This window comes from Nonomuraea sp. NPDC049714, assembly GCF_044465295.1.
Lineage (GTDB): Bacteria > Actinomycetota > Actinomycetes > Streptosporangiales > Streptosporangiaceae > Nonomuraea.
On sequence record NZ_JBITLM010000014.1, the window covers coordinates 207,624 to 231,751 of the forward strand.

Here is a 24,128-nt window from a genome sequence, read left to right on the forward strand (position 1 = left end):
CCAGGGGGATCACAGCCTGTCGCTACGGTAAGGATTACCACAGTTACTTACTGTGCATGATTGGGTGCGTCCCGTGACGAGCGGGATGGAGACGCCGTCAGGCGCCTCCCCGGTACGGCACGACCACTCCCCCAAGGAGCACAGTGAAGAGACTTCTCCTCGTCCCCGCCATCGCAGCCGGGATCATCGCGATCACCGCCGGCGCCGCCCACGCCTCGCAGTACATCGCCTACGAAGGCCGCGGCTTCCACCGGCCGGTCCGTCGTCATCGACGCGTGTGGGGTGTCCAACATCCCGTTCCACGGGTCCTACAAGTGGTACGGCGACGGCCAGTCCGGACGGATGTACAACCAGCGCGACGCGAAGGGCGTGATGCACTTCGAGCTCGCCTCCAACCGGAACGCGGAGCAGCGGACCCCTGTCGGCTGGAAGAGCATCTTCATCGTGTGCTGACCGTGCGGCGTCCACCGGGTGGGCAGACCCGGTGGACGACCTGCAAGTCCTGGCAGGCGCTAGCCGGACGTGGGTCGTACCTCGTCGTACTCGACCGCGTAGTCGTTCTGCGAACGGTCCTTCAGGGCGAAGGCGGCGGCGATGCTGATGAGCCCGCAGATCGCCATGTAGACGGCGATGGCGAACGAGCTCTGGTAGGTGGCGTACAGCCAGACGGCGATCAGGGGCGCGGGTCCGCCCGCCGTCACCGAGGCCAGCTGGTAGCCGAGCGAGGCGCCGCTGTAGCGTAACCGGCCGGTGAAGCTCTCGGCGATGAACGTCGCCTGCGGGCCGTACTGGATGTCGTGGATGGGTGCGGCCAGCACGATCGCGAGGAAGACCAGCGCCGGGACGCGGGTGTCCAGCAGCGGCCAGTAGACGAAGGACCAGCCCACCATGGCCGCGGCGCCCACGATGTAGAGCCGTCTGCGGCCCACGAGGTCGGAGATGTAGCCCCAGAAGGGCACGGTGAACAGTGACACGACGCCCGCGACGATGACGTACAGGTAGACGTCGCCCGCTTCGAAGCCGAGGGTTCTGGTGGCGTAGGTCAGGATGAAGACGGTGAAGATGTAGAACGGCGCCTGCTGACCGGTGCGGAGCAGGGCGCTGAGTACGATCTCCCGCCAGTTTCTGACGATGACCTCGCGCACGGGGACGCGCTCGACCTTGTTCTCCGCGAGGAGCTTGGTGAAGACCGGCGTCTCCAGGATGCCGAGCCTGATGTAGAGGCCGACCCCGGCCATCACGATGCTGAGCAGGAACGGGATGCGCCAGCCCCAGTAGGGGTCGAGCGGCTGGAACACCTGCAGGGCCGCATAGCCGAGCACGAGTCCGACGGGGACGCCGAACTGCGGCCAGCTGCCGAGGAAGCCGCGCCGGCCGCCCTGGGACTTGCCCCATTCGGTGGCGAGCAGGACGGATCCGCCCCATTCGCCGCCGACGCTGATGCCCTGGAGCAGGCGCAGGAGGGTCAGCAGGATGCCGCCCCAGATCCCGATCTGCTCGTAGGTGGGCACCAGGCCGACGAGTGCGGTGGCGACGCCCATGGTCAGCAGGGTGACGATCAGGGTGGCCTTGCGGCCGATGCGGTCGCCGTAATGGCCGAAGATCGCCGCACCGATCGGGCGGGCGGCGAAGCCGCCGAAGTAGGTGCCGAGGGCCAGCAGGAGGCCGGTGGTCGGGTCGCTCGTCGGGAAGAACAGCTCCGCGAAGATGGTGCTGGCGGCGAAGCCGTACAGGAAGAAGTCGTACCATTCGACCGAGGTCCCCACGGCGGACGCGATCACCGCCCGGACCAGTTGACGTCTGTTCTGCTCGCCTGTCGTGTCGGGCCGTTGATCAGTCATCTACCGCTCCTCCGGTAGGCCCCGCCTTGCCCGTGACGCTATATCAGGTGTGATCGTGGGTCACCATCCAGCGGCAGACTTGGTTGGCGAGCAGGGCCGCCATGGTGAGGGCGGCGGCCACCAAGGCGAAATTCGGCCAGGCGAACTCGCCGCGCACCACGTAGGTGAACACGGACACGGTGAGCACCCCCGCGGTCCAGGTGAAGGCGGCCAGCAGGGCGACCGGTGCCACGCGTCTCGGCAGCGGTGCGGCCCCTGCCAGCAGCGCCACCACCAGTACGTCAGGTACGAGGAAGGGGTTGGCCGGGCGGTGGGCGCCGTCGACCGCGAGGTAGACGGCCATGATCACGGCGATGACGGCGGCGACGACTCTGGCGACGGACACGAGGGATACGGATGGTGGTGGCTTCACCCGCAGGATTCTGCGCCGTGCGGACCACGTACGGAAGCGTGCCGGCACCCGTTCGCCACCGTGCTACCCGCACCATGGGCGTACGGCTTGCCGTACGGTCTCACGCGTTCAGGTAGCGCAGGACGGCGAGCACGCGGCGGTGGTCGTCGGGGCGGGACGGCAGGGCGAGTTTGGCGAAGATGTTCGTGCAGTGCTTCTCCACTGTCCGCTCGGCGATGGCGAGGCGGTCGCCTATGGCCTGGTTGGTGCGGCCCTCCGCCATCAGCGCGAGCACCGCCCGCTCCCGCTCGCTCAGGTCGCGCAGCGGGTCGTCACCACCGGCCCGCCGCCGTACGAGCTGGTCGATCACGATGGGGTCGAACGCCGAGCCGCCCCGCCCGACCTGCCGCACGGCGGCCGCGAACTCGGCCAGGTCCGACACCCGATCCTTCAGCAGGTAGCCGACCCCCTCGGCACCCCCGTCGAGCAGTTCGACCGTGTAGCTGACCCGTACATACTGGGACAGAACGAGCACTCCGGTGCCCGGGTGGGCGCGCCTGATCTCCCTGGCCGCGCGCAGTCCCTCGTCGGTCCGGGTCGGCGGCAGCCGGATGTCGACCAGGGCCACGTCGGGCCGGTGCCTCACCACCGCCGCGAGCAGCGCGGGCGCGTCCTCCACCTTCTCCGCGACGTCGAACCCGGCCTCCGCCAGCAGCCGCGACAGGCCCTCGCGCAGCAGCGTGTTGTCCTCGGCGATGACTACGCGCACGGCAGCGCCGCCCGGATCCGGGTACCCGCGCCCGGCGGGCTCTCCACCACGAGCGTCCCTCCGTTCGTCTCGACCCGGGCGGCGAGCCCGCGCAGCCCGGACCCGCGCTCAGGATCGGCGCCGCCGCGGCCGTCGTCAGCGACCTCCACCAGCAGCCACTCCCCTTCACCGGCGATCCGCACCTTCGCCCACCCGGCCGAGGCGTGCTTGGCAAGGTTGGCCAGGGCCTCGGCGACCACGTAGTAGGCCGTCGTCTCGACCTCCGGTGGCAGGCCCTCCCCGCTGTGGTCCATGCGTACCTCCAGAGGCACCGGCACCACCGCGGCCAGCTCCCCGACCGCGCCCGCCAGGCCGCGCTCGGTCAGCACCGGCGGGTGGATGCCCTGCGACAGCGCCCGCACCTCCTGCAGTACGGCCAGCGCGGTGGTCCTCGCCTCCTCGATCAGCGGCCCGGCACGCTCCGAGCCGAGCGCCGACTCGGCGAGGCTGAGCGTGATGGGGATCGACAGCAGGCGCTGTTGCACGCCGTCGTGCAGATCCCGTTCGATGCGCCTGCGCTCGGCCTCGGCGGCGCGCACCACCTCGGTACGCGACTCGGCGAGCTGGTGCAGGCGGGCCCGCAGCTCGGCGGTGAGCCGCTCGTTCGCCAGGGCGAGCGACGCGGCGGCGCACCCGGCCTCGATCAGCTCCGGGTCCTCCAGCAGAGCCGGATCATGCACCAGTACGGCCAGCGGTCCGCCGCTGTCCACCCGGGTCGTCGCCCGGTCCGGCTCGTCGGGCAGCGGCCGGCCGTCGACGTCGACGTACCGGCCCGACTCCGGCACCCAGTAGCCGACCTTGAGGAGCGGGTCGTGCAGCGCCTTCGCGAGCGCCTCCTGCAGGCCGGTCCGGCGGTGCCCGTCGCTGAGCCGGACGACCAGCTCGGCGACACCGCCGCGATCGATCCGGCGGCGCAGCAGGCCGGCGAGGTAGGCCAGCGGGATCCCGGCCAGGGCGAGCTGAGCGAGCGAGGTGAGGTACGGAGGTGGGGCGCCGACGGCCGTCACCGGCTTCTGCACGATCAGCAGCGCGGTCGCGATCACGGCCGCCACCAGCACCGGAGCGAGGAACCGCCGCGCCGCCGCGCTGCTGCGACGTAACCGTACGACCTGTAACCAGATGACGGCCGCCCCGAACAGCACCAGCGCGAGAATGCCCGCTCCCTGGATCGCCTGGCTCGCCTCGCCCGAGACCGTCGCCCGCAGCGCCATCGCCGCCGCGCACAGGTAGGCGAGCCCGACCACCGCTCTGGCTGCCGCACTCGTCAGACGCCCCGCCGGGAAGGCCACCACAAGATGCGCGAGCACCGCAGGCCAGACCCCGATCACCGCCCCGACGCCCACCCCCACCGGCCCGGTCAACGCCGGCCAGTCCCGTATCGGCCCACCCCACGACAGCCCGTTCGGCACGTACCCGTGCCCGAGCTGGGTGGTGGGTGCCCACTGCGGCTGCCCGAGCTGATGCAGCGCCCACAGGGCCCCGAACGTCGCCAGAAGCGGGCCCAGACGGTTACGTGAGCGCAGCCGCCAAGCGACCGCCCCGGCACCGAGATAGCAGACCGCGACCACGCCCACCGTCACGAGCGTGAGCGGCTCAGCGGACGGAGGCGCGAGCACCGGCCCGGCGGTCCCGTTCAGCAGAATCCCGGCGGTCAGGAGCACCCCCTCCCCGATATGCCCTAGGCCTACCGGCTCCTGGCCCAGGAACCACGGTCTGCCGGCCTCGGAACATGATCCCTCCCGGCGGGCCAGGGCCCCGAGCCCGACAATACTGCAGCAATCTTTCGTACGACCTCCGCCCGGAAGCAGGCGTCAGCCAGAGCCGGTCGCCCTGTCTCATCACCGTCAGTCGGCGACGGCGACGAAGCCCGAGCCGGGGCGGTAGTGCGGCGACTGGTGGCGGAAGTAGGTGTTGTAGACCTGGCAGTAGCGGCCGCCCTTGGCCAGCAGGGTCGCGTGGTCGCCCTCCTCCACGATCTGGCCGTGGTCCAGCACGATGATGCGGTCGACGTGCTCGATCGTGGACAGGCGGTGCGCGATGACGATGGAGGTCCGGCCGGCCAGCACCACGTCGAGGCCTTCTTGGATCTGCGCCTCGGTCAGCGGGTCGACACTCGCCGTGGCCTCGTCCAGGACCACGATCGCCGGGTCCTGGATGAGCAGCCGGGCCAGCGCGACGAGCTGCCGCTGCCCCATGGACAGCGCCCGGCCGTGCTCGCCCACGTCGCTCCGCAGGCCGTGGGGCAGGGCGTCGATCCAGTCGCCGCCGCCGACCGCCACCGCCGCGGCCCGCACGTCGTCGTCGCTCGCCTCCGGCCGGGGGTAGCGGATGTTGTCGGCCACGGTGCCGCTGAACAGGAACGGAGCCTGCGGGACCGCGCCGATCTGCCTGCGGTAGTCGCCCAGCTCCAGGGTGCGGATGTCACGCCCGTCGATCAGCAGCCGGCCGTCCTGGAACTCGTAGAACCGGGTGATCAGCTTGCTCAGCGTCGACTTGCCCGCACCGGTGTGGCCGACCAGCGCCACCGTCTCACCGGCCTCGATGAGCAGACCGAAGTTGCGCAGCACGGGATGGGCGGAGTCGTAGCCGAAGGTGACGTTCGCGAACTCGATCCGGCCCGCCAGCCTGCCCACCGGCTCGGCGGCGGTCTGCACCACCCGGGGCGGGGCGTCGATCAGGGCGAAGACCCGCTCGGAGGCGGACAGGCCCTGCTGGAACTGCGACCAGAAGGCGGCGATGGACGTCAGCGGGAACCAGAAGAGCGCCACCCCCTGGAGGAACAGATACCAGTCGCCCGCGGACAGCCCGCCGCCGAGCACGGTGGTGCCGCCCAGCTGGACGAGCGCGACCGTGGCGAGCCCGGCGACCAGGAACAGCACCGGGAAGATCCCGGAGAAGACGTAGCCCTGCCGGAGCGTCACCTGGTAGCTCTGCTGGTTGATGGGCCGGAACTCGTCGTAGACCTGCTGCTCCTGGCGGAAGTTCTTGGCCACGGCGATGCCGCCCATGGTCTCCTGCAGGTTGGCGTTGACCCGGCCGAGCGAGCGCTGCGCCTTGCGGGTGCTGCTGCGGGCCAGGCGCCGGAAGAGCAGCGCGAGCCCCATCACGACGGGCACCACGAGCAGCGTCAGCAGCGCGAGCTCGACACTGCGTAGGAACAGCAGAACCGTGACGAACCCCACCATCAGCACCTGGCTGATCAGGTCCATCGTCAGGGTGGACACGGTGGCGAAGTCGTCGGTGTCGGAGGTCACCCGGCTGACGATCCGGCCTGACGGCGTCTCGTCGTAGAACGACAGGTCGCGGGCCAGCACCGCGTCGAAGGCGTCCTCGCGCAGCCGCAGGACCACATCGCCGGTGACCCTGGAGCTGTTGGACTGCCGTACGAAGTTGAACAGCCAGCCCAGCCCGCCGACGACCAGCAGCCCGGCTGCGAGCTGCCAGCCCACGTCGGTGATCGTGCCGGCCTCGATCGCGTCCACGGCCTCGCTGACCAGCAGCGGCACGGCCGCCTGGCTCATCGACAGCAGCACGATCATGGCCGCCACGAGCAGCATGGCGCCCAGCTTGGGCCGGAAGTAGGACAGGATCCGGCGCAGCAGGTCACGGTCGTTGTAGGTGCGGTCGTAGTCCTCGGCGTCGAGGCCGTCCATGATGAAGCCCATCAGGGCGCCCCTTCCTGCTCGCCGGCCATGACCGTGTCGGCGACCTCGTCGTAGTGGGCGAAGATGCGCCGGTAGAGGCCGCTGCGCTTGATCAGCTCGTCGTGTGTGCCGTAGTCGACCAGCTCGCCGCGTCTGAGCAGCAGCACCTTGTCCGCCCAGCGGATCTGGGAGAGCCGGTGGGTGATCAGGAGCGTGGTGCGGCCGTCGAGGATGCGGCCGATCGCCTGCTGGATCTTGTCCTCGGTGGCGGAGTCGATGGCGCTGGTGGAGTCGTCGAGCACGAGGATCGCCGGGTCGGTGAGCAGCGCCCGCGCGATGGCCAGGCGCTGACGCTGGCCGCCGGAGAGCGTCACGCCGCGCTCGCCGATGACGGTGTCGTAGCCGTCGTCGAGCTCGGCGATGAACTCGGCGGCCTGGGCGTCCTCGGCCGCCCTGATCACGTCCTCGCGGTCGGCGCGCTGCCCCAGGCTGAAGGCGATGTTCTCGGCCACCGAGCGGGAGAAGAGCACGATGTCCTGCTCGATGGTGGAGATCTGGGAGCGCAGCGAGTCGAGCTCCCAGTCGCGCAGGTTGACCCCGTCGACGAGGATGCGGCCCGAGGTGACGTCGTAGATGCGCGGCACCAGCTTGGTGAGGGTGCTCTTGCCGGAGCCGGTCTCGCCGACGATCGCCACCGTCTCCCCCGGCCGCACGGTGAACGTCACCCCGCGCAGCACCGGATCCCCGTCGTCGTAGCCGAAGGTCACGTCGTCGAAGACGATCTCTCCGGTGATGCGGGCGGTGTGGCCGTCCGGGCGCTGCTCCAGCTCGGTCTCGGCGTTGAGGACGGTCAGGATCCGGCGCGAGGACACGATGCCGAGCTGGACCAGCGAGAAGGTAAAGATGGAGATCTGGGTGGGGAAGCCGAGCATGCTCATCAGCCCCATGAACGCCACCAGCTCGCCGATGGTGATCCCGCCGGCGGCGTGCAGATAAAGGGCGTGCCAGAGGGCGCCGGCCATCGCGAAGGCGAACAGCAGCGTGGGCAGATAGCGGGCCTGGACCAGGCCGTTGCGTACGAACGAGTCGCGGTAGCGGCTGGCGCGGGTGCGGAACAAGGCCCGCTCCTGCCCTTCCTGCGCGGTCACCTTGATGACCTCGATGCCGCGGACGGCCTGGCTCAGCCCCGCGTTGAGGTCGCCGAACTCCTCGCGCATGCGGGTGGCCACCGGGTTGAGCTGCCGCATGTAGTGCCAGAGGGCGAAGACGAACAGGACCACGAAGGTGACGGGCACCAGCAGCAGCCGCGGGTCGATCGTGGCGATGAAGACGAGCGGCACCAGGCCCTGGATGCCGGAGTCGACGATCAGGTCGATGCCGGGCGTGACCATGATGGACAGCTGGCGGATGTCGTTGGCCGCGCGGGCCATCAGATCGCCGACCCGCTGCCGGTTGTGGTAGGTCTGGCTCTTGCCCAGCAGGCTCACGTAGAGCTCGTCGCGGGCGTCCCGCTCCAGCCGCTTGGCCAGGACCTCGCTGGACAGCCGGGCGACGAGGTCGAACAGGCCGCGGGCCAGCATGATCGCGAGCAGGGCCAGCGAGACCAGGCCGAGCGCGTCCATCGGCTCGCCCCGCGTGCGGAGCACGGCGTCGAACGCCTGACCGGTCAGCTGGGGGACCATGGCGTTGAGCACCACCATGATCAGTGACCCGCCGAGGAACCCGGTCAGGTGCACCCAGTGGCGGCGCAGATGCGACCAGAGCCACCGCACCGGGCCGCGCCGGTCATACGGCTGACCGGAGACGGAGAACTCCGAGGTGGTGGTGGACACGGCAAGGCCCCCTGGCCATGGGTGGGTGGGCGTCGAACCTGCTTTCTATCACCGGGGTCCGACACTTTCCCAACGCTTTTCGCCCGGGGCTCGCTCACGCCCCGATGTGCACGTACGGCGCCCAGGCCAGCGGACTGCGGAAGCGGGGCAGGGCGCGTAGCCGGGCGACCGCCAGGTGCAGCGCCACCGCCGGTTCGGTGCCGCTGTCGCCGGCCAGTGTCCCGTACACGTCCGCGGCCACCCTGGCGGCCGAGGCGTCGTTCAACGACCAGAGGGTGCCGATGACGTGCCGGTAGCCGGCCAGGTGGAAGGCGGCCGCCAGGTGGATGGCCTCGTCGGTGAGCGTGGTGTCCCCCTGGGCGGTCTCGCAGGCGGACAGGAAGGCCAGGTCGCCGTCGACCACGCCGGCTTTGACCAGGTCGAGCACGGTCAGGTCGGCGTCGTGCAGCGCCAGATGGCTGGCGGACGGCTCCTGGGGGTTCTGCTTGCCATGGCAGGCGAAATGGACCCACGGATGCGCCGGGACGGCGTCGAGCACGGCCTGCCAGGTGGCGGTGGCATCCTCCAGCACGAGGGCTCGTCCGCCCAGGGTGTCCCTGATGGCCCGGATCTCGTCGGGGACGGCGGGCAGGTCGCGGTAGCGGCCGTCCTGGCGCGGGGTGACGCGCAGCCCGGTCACCAGGGCGGCGGGGGCGGGCGGAGCCGGCCGCTCGGTCCTGGCGCGGAGCAGCGCCTGCAGGGTCGGGGTGTAGGAGGACACCACGTGGTCGCCCACCCAGGCGGCGTTCGCGCCAGGGCGGTGCCGGCCGGCGGCGTGCAGCGGGAGCGTGGCGAGCGGGCCGGTCGGGCACCACCACACCCGCGGAAGGTTCCCGCCGCGCAGGGCCGTTGCGTCGGGCACGGGCAGCGCCAGCGCGTCGAGCACCGGCAGCGCGACGGCCTCCCACAGCCATTCCAGGGTGGACAGCATGGTCTGGTTCGCGTTGATCCTGGCGGCCAGGCCCTGCCGGGCGGCGCCGAGCGCGTCATGGAAGGCCGTCGCCCGTTCGACGGCCTCCTCCTGGGTCAGTCCGGGCAGCGGGAGGGTCCGCACGCCCTCGGTGGTGAGCAGCAGCGCGTCGCAGCGGGTGCGGCCGACGTTGACGATCACGACCGGGCCTCGGTCCGCGGCCTGGAGCAGGGTCTCGATGTCCGGAGGCCGCAGGAACCCGGCGAAGCCCGGCAGCTCCCTGATGTAGTCGATCAGCTCGGTGAACCGGGCCGTGGCGCGCCGCCGCCGCTCCGCCTCCCCCATCCGGTCCGCACCGCCCTGGGCGGTCAGCTCGCCGGGTCGCAGCGGTCCGGCCGACCGGAGATCGAGGGCGGCGCTCACCTCGTCGAACTCGGCGGCGAGTCGCGGGTGCCCGGCGTGGAGCTCGCTCCTGTCGCTCCTGGTCTGCAGAAGCTGGGCCCACAGCACGCTTCTCCCCTGTTCGAGCAGCTGGACCGCGGCCCTGGGCGAGTCGCAGGCCAGCGCGGCCGCGGCGGCATCACCGGCCAGGCCGGCGACCCGCTTGAGCTGGTTCTCCTGGGACCGGCGGCCGAGGCCGCGCCAGGTCACCAGGGGAAGCAGGTCCTGTACGCAGATCCGGTAGTGCTCCAGCGCTTCCACGGGCCGGCCGTGCCGCAGGGTGTAGGCGGCGTAGTCGCGGTTGCTCTCCAGCCGGGACAGGGTCCCGTTGGAGGTCACGCTGGCGGCCAGGCGGTAGGCGTCCATGGCCCGGTCCCGGTCCCGGCGACGGCCGCGGCGCTCGTACCGTACGTTCAGCACCAGGCCGAGCTGGGCGGCGCGGGATCCCAGCGCGGGATCGCCGGGCGGGGTGGCGGCCACCGACGCCTCGATGGCCCGGATCGCGGACCGGAGGTCGCGCGCCCGGCCCGTCCGCCCGAACCGCAGCAGCCTGCCGACACCGACCAGGTGCTGTTGACTGGCCCACGACGGGTCGTCCTCCGCCGTGGCGGCGAGCGCCTCGCGGCCACGGCCGATGATCTCCGACAGGTCGTCGGCGCTGTTGGCGTCCGGGCGCTCCAGATACAGCAGCGACAGGCCCTTGCTGACCACCGGCCGGTAGTAGTGGCCTGCCGGCAATGCCGCCAGGGCCGCGCGTCCGGCTTCGATCGCCCCGTCCAGGTCCTCGGGACGGGCGTGCTCGTCGAAGCGGAGCCCGAGCATGCCCGCCTTGTTGTACAGGTTGACCGCCAGGTGCCGGTGGTCGGAGGTGGGCACCGCCAGAGCCAGGTCCATGGCGTCGATCGCGTCATCGAGGTCGTCGAGGTCGCCTCGGTGCTGGGCGCGCTTCCACAGGTTCTCGCTGAGAGTCTCGTACGCCAGCCTCCGCCATGGTGAGTGAGCCGGCAGCGCGGCCAGCACGGAGCCGACGATCTCGACGCACCTGTCGACGTCGGGGGCGTCGCCGGTCACCAGGAACCGCTGCGACAGCATGACGGCCAGCTGGAGCTCGCAGAGCGGACGCCACGGATCGGTGTGGGCCAGGTCGGCGAGGACGGACGTGATGACGTCCATGGCGGCGTCGACGTCGGCTCGCCCCCCGACGCGCTGGCCGCGCATGCGCAGGGCGTCGGTGAGGTAGATCGCGATCATCGCCCGGTCCGCGGCCCGGACGGGCTGCCGCCAGGCCTGCTCACCCGCCGTGACGGCGGCGTTCAGGTCGGTCTGCGATCCGGTCAGCTCCGCCCGTAGTTTCAGCACCTCGGCCAGCCCGCCGAGGGCGAGCGCCCTGACCGGGTGATCGGGCGGCAGCTCCGCCGCCGCCTCCTGGAAGGCGGCGATCGAGTCGCGGATCGCCGCGACGTCCCCGGTGAGGAGGAACCGCTGTGACATCGCCCTGGCCAGAGGGAGTCGCGCCAGGGCGCGCTGGTCTCCCGGCGGCGCGAGCCGGACGGCACTCCTGGCGGCTTCGATGGCGGCGGTGTTGTCGTCGGCGGTGTTGTCGGCGGCGCCGCCGATCCTCGCCCGCTCCTGCAGGGCCTCACTCAGCTCCGCCGCGTATTCGCGACGCACCGGGTGCCCCACGGGCGCCGCGTCGAGCGCCGTCCGGTAGGCGGCGATGGCCGACTCCAGATCCGCCGGGTCGCCGTCGCGCCGGTAGCGGCGCACCCTCGTCCTGCCGATGACGTGCTCGACCATCCTCCTGTCGACGTGGTCCACCCCGATGATCCCGGCTGCCTCGGCGACTCCGGCGAGCGCGGCGTCCAGGTCGGCGCGATCTCCGGTCGCGTCGTACCTCGTCGTCCGGGTGCCGGCCATCTGCAGCAGCAGGTGGCCCCTGAGGGGGCTGCCGGCGGGAACGCCGTCGAGCAGGCTCGCCTGCAGGCTCAGGCCGCGATCCAGGTCCCGGCGGTCACCCCGGTGGGCGTACCGGGCGGTCAGCGCACCGCTCAGGCTGATGCGCAGGCCGTCGAGCTCACCGTCGTCATGGTCGTCGTCCAGCAGCCGGTCGGCGGCCGAGACGGCCGCGTCCAGTTCCGCCAGGCTGCCGCTGATGGCCTTGAAGACCTGAGCGTCGACCCGCTCCCTCTCGTCCTCCAGGTCGTCTCCCCGGGGGAGGTCGTCCTGGTCGCCGGTGATGGTGAACCGTGCCCTCGAAGCCTTGTACAGGTCTTCCCGCAGCTCCTCGTCGCCGGGCGTGTCCACCAGGGCCGCGCGGAGGCGGGCGACGAGGTCGTCGACGTCGTCCAGCCGTGCCCCGTCGGACATCCGGTTCCACAGGAGCTTCCGCAGCAGCTCAGCACAGCTCCGCTCGTACAGGGACAGTCCCGGCCGCGGATCGCCGAGCGCCTCGCGCAGCACCCCTATGGCCCGGTCACGGTCGGCGGGGTCGCGGCCCTCCTCGTAGAACCGGATCGCCGTCATTACCCCGTACTGCAGCAGGGCGTGCCGGCGATGGGGCCAGTCGGCCGGCATGCTCTCCAGTGCGGACCGGCAGGCGGCGATGACGGCGGTCAGGTGCTCGGGGCGTCCGGTCAGGGCGTAGCGCTGGCCGAGCGCCGCGATCCGGGTCATCTGCGGTCCCCACAGCAGCAGACCGCGGCCGAGATCCATGCGCAGGACGGCGTCGACCGTGTCGACCGCGGTCCGCGCCAGGTCCTGGTCCTGGGACTCGACGGCTCTGGCGCTCGTGACCAGTGCCAGCCGGTCAAGCCGGGCGGCCCTGTCAGCGAGCGCGTCCGGGCCCAGGGCGGCGTCCGGGGGGCTGTCCTCGGCCCGGTCGGCCTGGTCGACGGCCTGCCGGCACAGGGTCAGCGCCTCGGCGAGATCTCCCTGGCCGCCTCCGCCCAGCAGGCGGCGCCTGGCGATGGCCATGCCGAGTTTCGACCGGGCCCGTGCCGACTCCGGCGTCAGCTCCACAGCCTCCCGGTACTGGTCGACGGCGGTGTCCACATCGGCTTGGCCGGCGTCGGCGTCCCACCGCGCCATCAGCGCATCCGCCGCGTCGACCAGCAGGTCCGCCCGCTCCGGGGCTTCCCTCGACGTGCCGTCCAGGTCCGCGAGGACAGCGGTCACGGCCCGCTCCAGGTCCTCCCGCGCGCCTCTCCGATGGTGGCGTAACAGCAACGCCATGCCGTACGGCGCTCCGCCGTCCGTCTCGCGCAGGGCGATGGCCTGGTCGAGAGCGTCGTTGTCGTCGTCCCACTCGAAGCGGATCACCAGCTCGGTCGCGTCCATGGCACTCCAGAAGGGGGGATCCGCCTGAACGTATATCGCCGGTCCCGGCTTGTGATGGAAGATGCCCATGGCTGTGGGGAAATCCGAGGATGGACGGTGCCGATGACCGAGAGCGAGGCGCGGGCGTGGCTCTGCGCGGAGCTGCCCTCGTTGCGGCGGGACGCCGAGAAGGGCGGCTGGACCGCCGCTCTGGAGGACATGCTGACCGCACTGGACGAGGGAGGCACCGCCGTGGAGGTGCTCGCGCTGCTCGATCCCGGTGTTCCGGAGGACCGCGCGGATGAGGCTCCCTTCCTGCTGTTCGGCGTCGCCGGTCAGGAGCTGCGGGGTGACTACACCTGCCCCGACGGCTGGTGCGGTCGCCGCGCGGGCCGCGACGACGGCAACCGGCCGCCCATGTGCCGGCTGCGCGGGCGGCCCATGCGCTTCACCGAGGACTGAGCGGTGATCGACGGGCTGCTCACCGAGCTGGGCAAGAAGGTCACGGAGCGCTGGCTGACGCTGATCCTGCTCCCCGGCCTGTGCTTCGTGGCGGCCCTGTGGTGTGCCGTCCTCCTGGGGCACTCCCACGCCGTGGACGTCGCCATGCTCATCCAGCGGACCCGCTCCCGCCTGGCAGGGACCGGCGGTGACGCGGTGACGGTGGTGGTGACGGTCGCCGTCGTGCTGCTGGTCGCCGTCGCGGCGGCGGGCCTGGCACGGCTGGCGGTCGGCGCGATGGAGCGGCTGTGGCTGCTGGAGCGGCGTGGGCGCAGGGTGACCTGGCCGGGCCGCCGCCTGGCGCTGGTGGACGAGCGGGTGCGGGCCGAGTATCACGGGCTGCGGGCGGCCTTGGTGTGGCCCCGGCTGTGGTCGCTGCTGGAGGAGCATCAGCGTCTCCCGGTGCAGCAGGCCAGGACCGGTCTGGACACCGCGGCGACCACGATCGGCTGGGGGTTGCTCTACGCACTGGCCGGCTGCGCCTGGTGGCCCGGCCTGCTGATCGCCGTCGGCCTGCTGATCGGCGGCGCGACGCGGGCGCGGCGGTGCGCGCACGCGTACGCGACGCTGGTGGAGAGCCTTGTGGACATCCGCCAGGGTGAGCTCGCCCTGGCGCTGGGCATGGAGCTGCCGCACGGACTGATCACCGCGGACGAGGCTGGCCAGATCAACGCCCGTCTGCACAAGGGCGGTCCCGACCATCCGGTACGACGCCGACGGCTCAGGAGGCCGGGCGCTTGACCGCCCTCCGCCGAAACCCGCGAACACCGTACGCGAGCCCGGCGGCCAGCACGATCGCGCCCGCCGTCAGCGGCACCCAGTCGCCCAGCAGGACGTATGGGGTCGTCCCGCGATAGAGCGGCACGTCGACCACGAAGCCGCCCCGGTACTCCGGCGGGAACCAGGCCAGCCGCGTACCGTCCGCGTCGAAGGCCGCCGAGGTGCCGTCGAGCTCCACGAGGACCGCCGACCGGCCGGTCTCGACGGCCCGGACGGCCTCGAAGCTCGCCTGCTGCGGCTGCGCCCAGCTGCCGTGGAACGTGGTGAGCGAGCCCTGCACGATCGTGACGTCCGCGCCCATGCGGAGGAGTTCGCGCCGCATGTCCGGGAAGGTCGACTCGTACGAGATGAGCGGTCCGACCCGGTGGCCGGAGACCTCCAGGATCGTCAGCCGGTCACCGGTGACCCGGTCCTGGGCGGCCGCCGCGGTGTGGTCGGTGAGCCGCCCCAGCAGCGGCCGCAGCGGGACGTACTCGCCGAACGGCACCAAACGCTGCTTGACGTAGGTATTCACCAGGCCGTCGGCCGTGTACTGGTAGGTCGACTTGGCTATCTGCCCGGATGGGTCGGCGGCGTCCACGTTGACCAGCAGGTCGCCGCCCGTCGCGGCGGCGGCCGAGCGCAGCCGGGGGGCGAGGCCGGGGCGCTGGGCCGGGTCGAGCCCGACGCTGCTCTGCCCCCACACGACCACGTCGGGATCGCGACCGGCGAGCTCATGGGTCAGCCGCAGATGTGCCGCGATCCGCTGCTCCGCCCCTGGTACCGGCCCGGTCTGCACGCCCGCGACCCGCATGGCGCCCACGGGCACGGGCTCGGGCCGTACCAGCCCGAAGCTGACGGCGGCCACGGCCAGGGCGGCGGCCGCCCCCGCCCCGGTCAGCCGGGCGCGGCGGCCGACGGCGGGCAGCACAGTGGGCAACACGGCGGCGGCGAGCCCGACGTTGACGGCGACCAGCACGAAGCTCAGCAGCCACACCCCGCCCAGGGCGGCGAGCGCGAGCACCGGCCGCACCTGCCACTGGCTCAGCCCGAGCAGCCCCCACGCGCCGCCCAGATGCTTCCAGGAGCGCACCGCCTCGACCCCCACCCAGACCGACGGCAGCACCACCAGCGCCACCGCCACCCGGGCAGGTGACGGATTCCTGAGCAGACCGTAGGAGACCATCCCGAACGGCGCCCAGAGGAGGCCGACCGTGCCCATCACCAGCGGCGCGAACACCCCCAGGGAGGGGAGCAGCCAGTGGACCAGCGTCACGAAGAAGCCCACCCCCGCGCACCAGCCGCGCCACGCCGCCTCGCGGTACGTCCCGGCCCCGGCCAGCAGGACCAGCAGCGGAACCAGCCCCACCCACGCCCACCACCACGCCCCCGCGGCAGGGAAGGCGAGCGCGAGGCAGGCCCCGGCCGCGACAGCGAGGCCGCGCGGCGTCCATCGAGCGAGCACACTGGACCGCTACCCGGCAGCGTGTGGCCGACCCCGGCGGAGCTGGACCTGATTGAACGCGGCCGGGGAGTTGTTCATACTCCGAGAAACACCCGTAGAGGGAGGGACTCATCATGCTGTACGTCTTCGGCTTCGAGCGCATCGGCGTGGCCGTGAGCGACATCTACTTCCGCGACCCGAATCCGAACAAGGGCCAAGAGGGCGCCGAACGGGGAGTCCGCCTCGAAGTGCGGGAACTCGCCCAGGGGGAGTTGAAGGGCACCGTCTATTCCGCCCGCCCGATCCACGTCGACCGGCCGATCTGGCGGGTGGACCTGCTGGAGTCCGTGGAGGGACGGCCCGGCAGCTTCGACCGGACCCATCATCACCCGGTCTTCACCGGATGGGACCCCGGCCCCCGTGTGTTCGCCAGGGACCTGTCCAGTGATCCGCTCAAGTGGCTCGAAGGCCGGTTGTCCGACCTGGACGGTGTGCTTGAGCAGGCGGGCACCGGCCAGGACGCCGCCGGGGACGCGGACGCGCTGCGCGCCTGCGCCCCCGAGATCATCGACTGCGTCGAGCGCCTGCTCGCCAAGGTCAGGGCGGGCGAGCTCGGCAGGGCGCCGGCCGACGGCACCGCCCTGGCCGTACGGGCCAGCTGGCTCTAACGCTGCCGGGCAGGCCGGACGACGATCTCGTTGACGTCCACGTCGGCCGGCTGCCCGATCGCGTACGAGATCGCCTGGGCGATGGCGTCGGGCGCGATGGTCTCCGCCCGGAAGACGCGCATCTTGTCCTTCGCGCCGGCCTCGGTGATGGTGTCGGCGAGCTCGGACTCGACGACGCCCGGCGAGATGGTGGTGACCCGGATGCTCGGGTCGGACTCCTGCCGCAGCCCTTCGGTGATCGCCCAGGCGGCGTACTTCGTGGCGCAGTAGACGGCGGCGGTCGGCGACACCTGGTGGGCGCCGATGGAGGCGACGGTCACGAAGTGCCCGCCCCCCTGCCGCTGGAAGATCGGCAGCCCGGCGGCGATCCCGTGCAACAGGCCGCGGATGTTGACGTCGATCATCCGGTCCCACTCCTCGACCAGCAGCGAGTCCAGCCGGGACAGCGGCATCACGCCGGCGTTGTTGACGATCACGTCGATCCGGCCGTGCCGCTGCACGGTGTCCTCGGCGAACGCGACCACGTCCGCGCCGTCGGTCACGTCCAGGCGGCGCGTGTCGACGCTGCCGCCCGCGTGGCTGATCTCCTCCGCGAGCGCCTTCAGGCGGTCCTCGCGGCGGGCGCCGATGACCACGTGGTGGCCCTCGCGGGCCAGGCGCAGCGCGGTGGCCTGACCGATGCCGCTGCTGGCGCCGGTGACCAGGATGATTTTGGAGTTGCTCATGTACGTCCCTCGTTTCGTTTCTCGTGCCCCCGGGCATGCCGGGGCGTGCGGCATCGACCCGCGTGCTCGGCGGGTTCGGTGACTGCGGTGGTTGTTCGGCGGTTGTTCGGCGGTTATTCGGCTGTCGACCGCTCGGCGGCGGCCGGGGGCGCGGGCTCGGCGGTGAGGCTGCCCAGCAGCGCGAGGGCCTGCTCGGACGGGCTACCCGGCTCGGCCTGGTAGACGACCAGTTGCTGGCCGGGGGCGCCGTTGACGGTGAACGACTCGTAGTGCAGGGTCAGCTCGCCGACCAGGCGGTGGTGGAAGCGCTTGGTGTCGTGCGTCTTGTGGCGGACGTCGTGCCGCGCCCACAGCCGCCGGAAGCTTGCGCTCCGCAACGACAGCTCGCCGACCACCTCGATCAGCGCCGGATCGTCGACGTCCGCCCCAGCCACGGCCCGCAGCCCGGCGACCGTGTTGACCGCCGCCCGCTCCCAGTCCGGGAAGAACTCCCGGGCGTCCGGGTCGAGGAACACCAGCCGTACGAGGTCCGCGCTGTAGGTGTGGCCGGCGTACAGCGCGCCGCCCAGCGCGTTGTGCGCCAGCACGGTCAGGCGGCAGCCCAGGACGATGGCCGGGGTGTGGGACCAGCCCGTCATCATGCGCAGCAGGTTCGGGCTCACCCGCTCCTGCCGTGGGGCCCGGCGCCGGCGGACGCCCGGGTTCGCGAGCTGGTGCAGATGCGCGACCGCGTCGTCCGTCAGCCCCAGCGCGCGGGCCAGCGCGTCGACCACCTGGGCCGACGGGTGCCGCTCGCGGCCTTGCTCCAGGCGTACGTAGTAGTCGGCGCTGACTCCCGCCAGCATCGCGACCTCTTCCCGCCGCAGTCCCGCCACCCGTCGCCGGCTGCCGGCAGGCAGGTTCACGTCTTCGGGCCTGATGAGCTCTCGGCGGGCTCTCAGGAACTGGCCGAGCAGGTTGTCCCTGTCCATGTGCTCCAGGTTAGGCCTGGTCCACGGCTTATGGGAGCGCGGAAGGGGGCCGGGTCACTCCTAGGCTGACCACTCCTGCGCCGGCTCTCCCTTCGGTGCGTTCTCCTTCGGTGCGTTCTCCCTCGGGGCGTTCTCCCTCGGTGCGTGGCGACGGCTGGACGACAGCGGCAGCATGACCTCCACCTGCGTGCCCGCGTCGGGCAGGCCGCTGACGACGCAGATGCCGCCCAGTTCCGCCGCCCGCTCGCGCATGGACCCCAGCCCGACCCCGGCCCGGTGGCCCTCCGGCAGCCCTCGGCCGTCGTCACGGACCGTCACCCGCAGCACCGAGTCCTCCCGCTGCAGGACGACGGAGGCCGTACGCGCCTCGGCGTGCCGCCGCACGTTGGTCAGCGCCTCCTGCACGATCCGGTAGACGGCCACCTCGACGGCCGCCGGCAGCTCGGACAGCTCGCCCTCGACCGTCACCTCGATCGAGATCTCCGGCGAGGACTGCCCCGCGAGGTCCCGTACGGCCCGCGCCAGGCCCAGATCGTCCAGGGCGGGCGGCCGCAGGCCGTACACCAGCTCGCGGATGTCCCCGGCGACGGCGTCCATCCCGGATCGCAGCTGCAGCAGCAGCGTGTCGGCCGAGTCCGGCGAGTCCTTCAACCGGCTGCGGGCGATGTTGATGATCATCGCCATGCTGGACAGGCTCTGCCCCAGCCCGTCGTGCAGGTCGCGGCGCAGCCGCCGCCGCTCCTCCTCACGCGTGGTCAGGATGCGCTCCCTGGAACGTTGCAAGTCCGCCGCCATGCGTACCGCGTGAGCCACGTCCGCGACGTACGGCGTGAGGGCGGCCAGCATCCGCTCGTTGTGCGCGGCGGGGAACCGGCGCGGTCCCGGCAGGCCCACGAGCAGGTAGCCGACCTGCTCCCCGTGCCAGACGAGCGGCACCCGCCGCTGCGCCTCCCCCACCCGCCCGTTCTCGACATAGCGGGGCTCGCCGTCGATCACCACCACGGCGACGCCCTCGACCGCGAGCCCGTCGCGCAGCACGCCCACCACCGAGGTCAGCGCCTTGGCCGGGTCGCCCCGCCGGATCGCCTGCGTCAGCCGCTCGGCGAGGAGGCCGGGATCGCCGACCTTGCCGTACAGCATCCGATCGACGGCCCGCTGCAGCATCCGCCGCAGCGGCTGGAAGAACGCCCCGGCGAACAGGGCGGCGGCCAGCCCGGCGACCTGGTCATAGCCGGAGACGAACAGGCTCGACGCCGCGCCGAAGCCGAAGTAGACGGCGCTGACGACGGCCAGCAGCCCGGCGGCCACGAAGGTCCGGCTGATCACCGTGTCGATCCCGTACAGCCTGTAGCGCATGGCCGAGAAGGCGATCGCGATCGGGATGAGCCCGGCCCAGATGATCGCCGACCAGACCAGCTCGTCCGCGAACGAGGCCACGACCAGGCAGATGATGTAGCCGGAGAACGCGAACAGCGGCCACCCGATCTGCCGGCGCACCACCGGGCTCGCGGCCCGCAGCCGGGAGGCCAGGGAGAGGGCCGCCAGCGCCATCGAGGCGTAGATCACCGTCCAGGTGATCACGAAGACGGTGGACGTGAACGGCGCGAGGGCGGGGACCTGCAGCGGGTTCGGGATGACGGCGGGGTACGGATAGGTCGCCAGTGGCGGATCCGGGCGCACGGCGTTGCGCAGCATCTCGGCCGCCAGGGCGGTGGCGCCGACGATCGGGACCACCCGCCAGCGCGGCGACGGCAGCCGGCCGTCGGGCGAGTACATCGGCAACAGCAGCGTCAGTGTCACGCCGCATACCGCCCAGCCGACCAGGTTCGGGAAGCGTAAGTAGCCGGCCGTCACCAGGTGGCCGTCAGCGGCGGACCGGAGCATCAGCGCCCCCATGACGTCGCTGACGCCGGCCGCCAGCCCGCCCACGCACATCAGCCAGGCCAGCTTCAACCGGGGCCGGTGGAAGATGAGGAACGCCCCCACCGCCGGGAACGTCAGCGCGACGGCCGACTGCGGAGTCACGGTCATCCGCGGCGTCCACTCGTCGGGCAGGCCGGCCCAGACCAGCACGCCCGTCACCTCAAGGGCCGGGGACACCACCGCCATCAGCAGGGCGATGCCGCTCGCCAGGCGCGCCGGCGAGCTCTCGGCGGCGGCCACGGCTCCGCCCGCTGCCGTGGCACTGCCGGCGATTTCGGCCATTGTGTTCCTGCCTCTCCAGCCCCCATGAGTTGGACAGGATTATGACGTCTTTGGGGTAATAAATCGCCTCCCCCCGCCGCCGTCAGGGTGAACCCGCGCCCCCGGTGACAGACTCGAAGCCATGCAGAAGACCTCATTGGACGCCTTGGTCCGCGAACACCTCAAGCGCGCGGCCGAGGCCTCGACCGGACGCAGCGCGGAGACGCTGCACGGCGGTCACGAGCACACCCTGCGCCAGACGCTCATCGCGCTGACGACCGGCCAATCGCTCAGCGAGCACGAGAACCCCGGCGAGGCCACCCTCCTGGTGTTGCACGGACGGGTCCGCCTGCGCAGCGGCGGCACCTCGTGGGACGGGATGACGGGCGACTTCATCGTGATCCCGCAGGCCCGCCACAGCCTGGAGGCCCTGGAGAACTCCGCCGCCCTGCTCACCGTCGCCAAACTGCCCTGACCCGTTGACCCTGCTGACCTTCGGGCACGGCACGGCCACCCGCGACCGCCTCGCCGCCCTCCTGCTGGAGGCCGGCGTCACAGCCGTCGTCGACGTACGGACCGCGCCAGGCAGCAGGCGCAACCCCGACGCCGGCCGGGAGGCGCTGGCCGAGTGGCTGCCGGCCGCCGGGCTCGGCTACCGGTGGGACGGCCGGCTCGGCGGCTTCCGCAAGCCGGCGCCGGACTCCCCCGACGTCTTCTGGGAGAACGCCTCCTTCCGCGGCTACGCGGGCCACACCCGCGAGCCCGACTTCCTGGCGGCCATGGACGAGCTGCTGGCGCAGGCGGCCACCGGGCGCACGGCGGTGATGTGCGCCGAGGCGGTGTGGTGGCGTTGCCATCGGCGTCTCATCGCCGACTTCGCCGTCCTGGCCAGGCACGCGACCGTCCAGCACCTGGCGCACGACGGCCGCCTCACCGACCACCCGCCGACCCCGGGCGCCCGCCTGCGCGAGGACGGTCTCCTGGTGTACGACCGGACGTAGTCCCCCGCGCCTCCCCTGCCTGCCCCCGTCGTCCTCCGCGTCCTCGCGTCCCCGCGTCTCCCCTGCCCGCGTCTCCCTTGTCTCAGGCGAATGCCTGGGCGACCGCGAGGCTGTCCTCGTAGACGTGGTGGCGGGTGACGAGACCGTTCTCGACCGTGAGGTGCAGGGCGAAGCGGGAGCGGTACGCGCGCCCGGTGGAGCGCGCGGTCTGCCGGATCTCGCCGAGCACGACGGCGTCGTCGCCGTCCACCAGGATGCGCTCCACCACGGTGCCGGCCTCCTCCGGCACATGGTGCTCGGCGATCAGGCGGAAGTGGTCGGCGGCGTCGGCGCGGGTCTTGCGGTGCCGGATCCACGGGATGTCCATGCGGCCGTGCTCCGACTCCGGCCAGTCGAGCTTCCAGTCGCCGTGCTCGGCGTACATCTCGGCGATCCGCTCGGGGTCGCCCTCGCCGATCCGGCGCAGCAGCTCTTGGACGACGTCGCGCGTGGACATGGTGTTCCTCCCGTTTGATCAGTGGATGGCCCCACTGTGTCAGGAGCGGCCGACGCTGCACGATTACCTCCCAGGTAAGACGTTGACAAATTTATTTGTCGGTGAAAGGCTTCAGGGCATGGAGACGAAGCACAGCACCCAGACGGTCACTTCCGCCGACGGCACCACGATCGCCTTCGAGCGCATCGGCCGGGGCCCGGCGCTCATCCTGGTCGACGGCGCCATGTGCCACCGGGCCTCGGGCCCCGCCAGGCCGCTGGCCCAGGAGCTGGCCGACGATTTCACCGTCTACACCTACGACCGGCGCGGCCGGGGCGACAGCGGCGACACCGCGCCGTACGCCCCCGAGCGCGAGCTCGAGGACCTCGCCGCGCTCATCGAGGAGGCAGGCGGTCCAGTCCTCCTGTACGGGATCTCGTCGGGCGCGGCGCTGGCCCTGGCCGCCGTCGAGAGTGGGCTGGCCGTGAGCAGGCTGGCGGTCTACGAGCCGCCGTTCATCGTCGACGACACCCGGCCGCCCATCCCCGCCGACTACACCGAGCGGCTCCAGGACTTCCTGGCCATGGGCCGGCCCGAGAAGGCGATCGGCTACTTCATGCGCAAGGGGGTCAACCTGCCCGGCGTGATGGTGGCCATGATGCGGTTCATGCCCGGCTGGTCGGGGATGAAGGAGGTGGCCCGCACGCTGCCGTACGACGCGGCCTTCGTCACCGACTTCGAGCGCGGCAGGCCGCTGCCCGAGGGGCAGTGGGACTCGATCAAGGTGCCCACGCTGGTGGCCGACGGCGCGAAGAGCCCGGCCTGGATCCGCAACGGCGCCACGGACCTGGCGCGGGTCCTGCCCGGCGCCGAGCGCCGCACCCTGCCGGGCCAGACACATATGGTCAAGCCGCAGGCGCTGGCCCCGGTCCTCAAGGAGTTCTTCCAATGATCTTCCGCACCACCGTGGAGCTGGGCGGCAAGACCGCCACCGGGTTCGAGGTCCCGGCCGAGGTCGTGGCCGAGCTCGGCTCGGGCAGGCGTCCGGCCGTTCACGTCACCATCAACGGACACGCCTACCGCAGCACGGTGGCCTCCATGGGCGGCCGGTTCCTGGTGCCGCTGAGCGCCGAGAACCGCGCCGGGGCGGGCGTCGCCACCGGTGACGAGATCGAGGTCGGCCTGGAGCTCGACACTGAGCCCCGCCAGGTGAGCGTGCCACCCGACCTGGCCGAGGCGCTCGGCCGGGCGCCGGAGGCCAAGAGGTTCTTCGAGAGCCTGTCCTACTCCCGGCAGCGCCGGTACGTGCTGCAGGTCGAGGGCGCCAAGAAGGCGGAGACCAGGCAGCGGCGCGTCACCGACACCATCACCCGCCTCACCAACGGCGAGGCGTGACGCCCTCTGTGGCGCATACTCGCTCTCGCGGGTGAGGGTGCTCGCTCTTGGGAGTGAGGCCGAGGTTCGCTCCTCGCGGCGATCCCATGCGAGGCGGATCATCGCAGGATTAGGGGCATCAGCCGAATCGCTGGGACGTCGACTCCGGGCAGCGGGTCTCGCGCACCGGACGTCATCCCAGCCCCGCCCCCAAGGAGATCACCTCATGATCACCCGCCCCGCGTACCTCGCCGCCCCCGCGCTCGCCATGGTCTACGGAGTGCTCCGCATCGTCGACGGGTTCGACGGCAGCCGGGGTCCCGGGCTCGCCTGGACGCTCGGACATCTCGCCTTCATGGGCGCTCTGGTGCTCTTCGCCGTGATATTTCGGGATATGTGGATGATGCTCGGGCGTGGCCGGGTCGCCACCGGCCTTCTGGCGGCGGGACTCGCCGGGATCGCGTTCGCTTTCGTCCAGTTCGCGATCGACATCGTGGTCGGGTTCATGGCCGCCGACCACGAGGCCATGGGGCCGCTGTTCGACCAGGTGCAGGCGGTGCCCGGAGTGCCGCTGCTGGTCTACGAGGCCGGGCCGATCCTCTTCTACCTCGCCCAGCTCGCCCTGGTGATCCACCTCGCCGTCCAGCGCCAGGTCCAGCTCTGGGTGCCCGTGCTCGTGCTGGTCCAGATCCTGCTGCCGTTCGCGTCGCTGGACCTCATCCCCGTCGGTGCGGTCGTCGCGATGATCGCGTTCCTGCCGCTGGCGACGCGGCCGACGAAGACCGCCCTGGCTCATGCGTGATCA

The 24,128-nt window shown here is 71.8% G+C and carries 20 protein-coding genes and 1 pseudogene; 9 read left to right on the forward strand and 12 right to left on the reverse strand.

Annotated elements, in window-relative coordinates; all coding sequences use genetic code 11:
* Positions 1-258: 258 nt before the first annotated feature.
* A pseudogene (locus tag ACIBQX_RS41245) lies at positions 259-453 on the forward strand (MiAMP1 family antimicrobial peptide); the annotation flags it as partial.
* A gap of 59 nt (positions 454-512) precedes the next feature.
* Here ACIBQX_RS41245 and ACIBQX_RS41250 read toward each other — a convergent pair.
* The 7 genes from ACIBQX_RS41250 to ACIBQX_RS41280 form a co-directional block, all read right to left on the reverse strand.
* Positions 513-1,841, reverse strand: coding sequence for an MFS transporter (locus ACIBQX_RS41250; RefSeq protein WP_397014479.1), 1,329 nt, complete (start codon positions 1,839-1,841; stop codon positions 513-515).
* 43 nt (positions 1,842-1,884) lie between these two features.
* On the reverse strand, positions 1,885-2,226 hold the full coding sequence (locus tag ACIBQX_RS41255) for a hypothetical protein (RefSeq protein WP_397014481.1): 342 nt from the start codon (positions 2,224-2,226) through the stop codon (positions 1,885-1,887).
* 127 nt (positions 2,227-2,353) lie between these two features.
* Entirely contained in the window at positions 2,354-3,001 is a 648-nt protein-coding gene (locus ACIBQX_RS41260; protein WP_397014483.1) for a response regulator, read from the reverse strand.
* Positions 2,992-4,701 (reverse strand): sensor histidine kinase, encoded by a 1,710-nt coding sequence (locus tag ACIBQX_RS41265; protein ID WP_397014485.1) that lies wholly within the window; start codon positions 4,699-4,701, stop codon positions 2,992-2,994. Before ACIBQX_RS41265 ends, ACIBQX_RS41260 begins: the two co-directional genes overlap by 10 nt.
* Before the next feature lie 183 nt (positions 4,702-4,884).
* Entirely contained in the window at positions 4,885-6,705 is a 1,821-nt protein-coding gene (locus ACIBQX_RS41270; RefSeq protein ID WP_397014488.1) for an ABC transporter ATP-binding protein, read from the reverse strand.
* On the reverse strand, positions 6,705-8,516 hold the full coding sequence (locus ACIBQX_RS41275; RefSeq protein ID WP_397014490.1) for an ABC transporter ATP-binding protein: 1,812 nt from the start codon (positions 8,514-8,516) through the stop codon (positions 6,705-6,707). The genes ACIBQX_RS41270 and ACIBQX_RS41275 overlap by 1 nt, the downstream gene beginning before the upstream one ends.
* A 94-nt stretch (positions 8,517-8,610) precedes the next feature.
* Complete coding sequence (locus tag ACIBQX_RS41280) at positions 8,611-13,242, reverse strand: CHAT domain-containing protein (RefSeq protein ID WP_397014492.1); 4,632 nt, start codon at positions 13,240-13,242, stop codon at positions 8,611-8,613.
* A 102-nt stretch (positions 13,243-13,344) separates the two neighbouring features.
* Here ACIBQX_RS41280 and ACIBQX_RS41285 point away from each other — a divergent pair, with 102 nt between their 5' ends.
* Together ACIBQX_RS41285 and ACIBQX_RS41290 are read left to right on the forward strand one after the other, a co-directional pair.
* Complete coding sequence (locus tag ACIBQX_RS41285; RefSeq protein ID WP_397014494.1) at positions 13,345-13,683, forward strand: hypothetical protein; 339 nt, start codon at positions 13,345-13,347, stop codon at positions 13,681-13,683.
* Positions 13,684-13,686: 3 nt separating this feature from the next.
* A complete protein-coding gene (locus ACIBQX_RS41290; protein WP_397014496.1) occupies positions 13,687-14,463 on the forward strand; it encodes a hypothetical protein in 777 nt (258 codons plus the stop codon).
* Here the strand turns inward: ACIBQX_RS41290 and lnt are convergent.
* On the reverse strand, positions 14,444-15,946 hold the full coding sequence (gene lnt, locus ACIBQX_RS41295; RefSeq protein WP_397014498.1) for an apolipoprotein N-acyltransferase: 1,503 nt from the start codon (positions 15,944-15,946) through the stop codon (positions 14,444-14,446). The two genes, ACIBQX_RS41290 and lnt, sit on opposite strands and share 20 nt — an antisense overlap.
* A gap of 113 nt (positions 15,947-16,059) precedes the next feature.
* Here lnt and ACIBQX_RS41300 point away from each other — a divergent pair, with 113 nt between their 5' ends.
* A complete protein-coding gene (locus ACIBQX_RS41300; protein ID WP_397014500.1) occupies positions 16,060-16,593 on the forward strand; it encodes a hypothetical protein in 534 nt (177 codons plus the stop codon).
* On the opposite strand, the gene ACIBQX_RS41305 is transcribed toward ACIBQX_RS41300, so the two are convergent.
* The 3 genes from ACIBQX_RS41305 to ACIBQX_RS41315 all read right to left on the reverse strand — a co-directional run bounded on the left by ACIBQX_RS41305 (position 16,590) and on the right by ACIBQX_RS41315 (position 20,494).
* A complete protein-coding gene (locus tag ACIBQX_RS41305; protein ID WP_397014502.1) occupies positions 16,590-17,318 on the reverse strand; it encodes an SDR family oxidoreductase in 729 nt (242 codons plus the stop codon). The two genes, ACIBQX_RS41300 and ACIBQX_RS41305, sit on opposite strands and share 4 nt — an antisense overlap.
* A 113-nt stretch (positions 17,319-17,431) precedes the next feature.
* Positions 17,432-18,289: a helix-turn-helix transcriptional regulator gene (locus ACIBQX_RS41310; protein ID WP_397014504.1), complete on the reverse strand. Its 858-nt coding sequence runs from the start codon at positions 18,287-18,289 to the stop codon at positions 17,432-17,434.
* Between the two features lie 60 nt (positions 18,290-18,349).
* Positions 18,350-20,494, reverse strand: coding sequence for a sensor histidine kinase (locus tag ACIBQX_RS41315; protein WP_397014506.1), 2,145 nt, complete (start codon positions 20,492-20,494; stop codon positions 18,350-18,352).
* 121 nt (positions 20,495-20,615) lie between these two features.
* Here ACIBQX_RS41315 and ACIBQX_RS41320 point away from each other — a divergent pair, with 121 nt between their 5' ends.
* Both ACIBQX_RS41320 and ACIBQX_RS41325 read left to right on the forward strand, forming a co-directional pair.
* Entirely contained in the window at positions 20,616-20,948 is a 333-nt protein-coding gene (locus tag ACIBQX_RS41320; RefSeq protein ID WP_397014508.1) for a cupin domain-containing protein, read from the forward strand.
* A 4-nt stretch (positions 20,949-20,952) separates the two neighbouring features.
* The gene (locus ACIBQX_RS41325; protein ID WP_397014510.1) at positions 20,953-21,474 is read left to right on the forward strand and encodes a DUF488 family protein; all 522 of its coding nucleotides are present in this window, start codon (positions 20,953-20,955) and stop codon (positions 21,472-21,474) included.
* A gap of 82 nt (positions 21,475-21,556) precedes the next feature.
* Here the strand turns inward: ACIBQX_RS41325 and ACIBQX_RS41330 are convergent, their stop codons facing one another.
* Entirely contained in the window at positions 21,557-21,970 is a 414-nt protein-coding gene (locus tag ACIBQX_RS41330; RefSeq protein ID WP_397014512.1) for a nuclear transport factor 2 family protein, read from the reverse strand.
* A gap of 118 nt (positions 21,971-22,088) precedes the next feature.
* Between ACIBQX_RS41330 and ACIBQX_RS41335 the strand changes: the two genes are divergently transcribed.
* From ACIBQX_RS41335 to ACIBQX_RS41345, 3 genes are all read left to right on the forward strand, one after another.
* Positions 22,089-22,901: an alpha/beta fold hydrolase gene (locus ACIBQX_RS41335; RefSeq protein WP_397014514.1), complete on the forward strand. Its 813-nt coding sequence runs from the start codon at positions 22,089-22,091 to the stop codon at positions 22,899-22,901.
* The gene (locus ACIBQX_RS41340) at positions 22,898-23,344 is read left to right on the forward strand and encodes a YdeI/OmpD-associated family protein (RefSeq protein WP_397014516.1); all 447 of its coding nucleotides are present in this window, start codon (positions 22,898-22,900) and stop codon (positions 23,342-23,344) included. Before ACIBQX_RS41335 ends, ACIBQX_RS41340 begins: the two co-directional genes overlap by 4 nt.
* A gap of 205 nt (positions 23,345-23,549) precedes the next feature.
* Entirely contained in the window at positions 23,550-24,125 is a 576-nt protein-coding gene (locus tag ACIBQX_RS41345; RefSeq protein WP_397014518.1) for a hypothetical protein, read from the forward strand.
* Positions 24,126-24,128 lie beyond the last annotated feature (3 nt).

Excerpts from the sequence above, each read along its gene's own strand:
- ACIBQX_RS41250 (WP_397014479.1), bottom strand. The coding sequence starts at position 1,841 with ATGACTGATCAACGGCCCGACACGACAGGCGAGCAGAACAGACGTCAA.
- ACIBQX_RS41270 (WP_397014488.1), bottom strand. The coding sequence starts at position 6,705 with ATGGGCTTCATCATGGACGGCCTCGACGCCGAGGACTACGACCGCACC.
- ACIBQX_RS41280 (WP_397014492.1), bottom strand. The coding sequence starts at position 13,242 with ATGGACGCGACCGAGCTGGTGATCCGCTTCGAGTGGGACGACGACAAC.
- ACIBQX_RS41285 (WP_397014494.1), top strand. The coding sequence starts at position 13,345 with ATGACCGAGAGCGAGGCGCGGGCGTGGCTCTGCGCGGAGCTGCCCTCG.
- ACIBQX_RS41300 (WP_397014500.1), top strand. The coding sequence starts at position 16,060 with ATGCTGTACGTCTTCGGCTTCGAGCGCATCGGCGTGGCCGTGAGCGAC.
- ACIBQX_RS41305 (WP_397014502.1), bottom strand. The coding sequence starts at position 17,318 with ATGAGCAACTCCAAAATCATCCTGGTCACCGGCGCCAGCAGCGGCATC.
- ACIBQX_RS41310 (WP_397014504.1), bottom strand. The coding sequence starts at position 18,289 with ATGGACAGGGACAACCTGCTCGGCCAGTTCCTGAGAGCCCGCCGAGAG.
- ACIBQX_RS41315 (WP_397014506.1), bottom strand. The coding sequence starts at position 20,494 with ATGGCCGAAATCGCCGGCAGTGCCACGGCAGCGGGCGGAGCCGTGGCC.
- ACIBQX_RS41320 (WP_397014508.1), top strand. The coding sequence starts at position 20,616 with ATGCAGAAGACCTCATTGGACGCCTTGGTCCGCGAACACCTCAAGCGC.
- ACIBQX_RS41330 (WP_397014512.1), bottom strand. The coding sequence starts at position 21,970 with ATGTCCACGCGCGACGTCGTCCAAGAGCTGCTGCGCCGGATCGGCGAG.
- ACIBQX_RS41335 (WP_397014514.1), top strand. The coding sequence starts at position 22,089 with ATGGAGACGAAGCACAGCACCCAGACGGTCACTTCCGCCGACGGCACC.
- ACIBQX_RS41340 (WP_397014516.1), top strand. The coding sequence starts at position 22,898 with ATGATCTTCCGCACCACCGTGGAGCTGGGCGGCAAGACCGCCACCGGG.
- ACIBQX_RS41345 (WP_397014518.1), top strand. The coding sequence starts at position 23,550 with ATGATCACCCGCCCCGCGTACCTCGCCGCCCCCGCGCTCGCCATGGTC.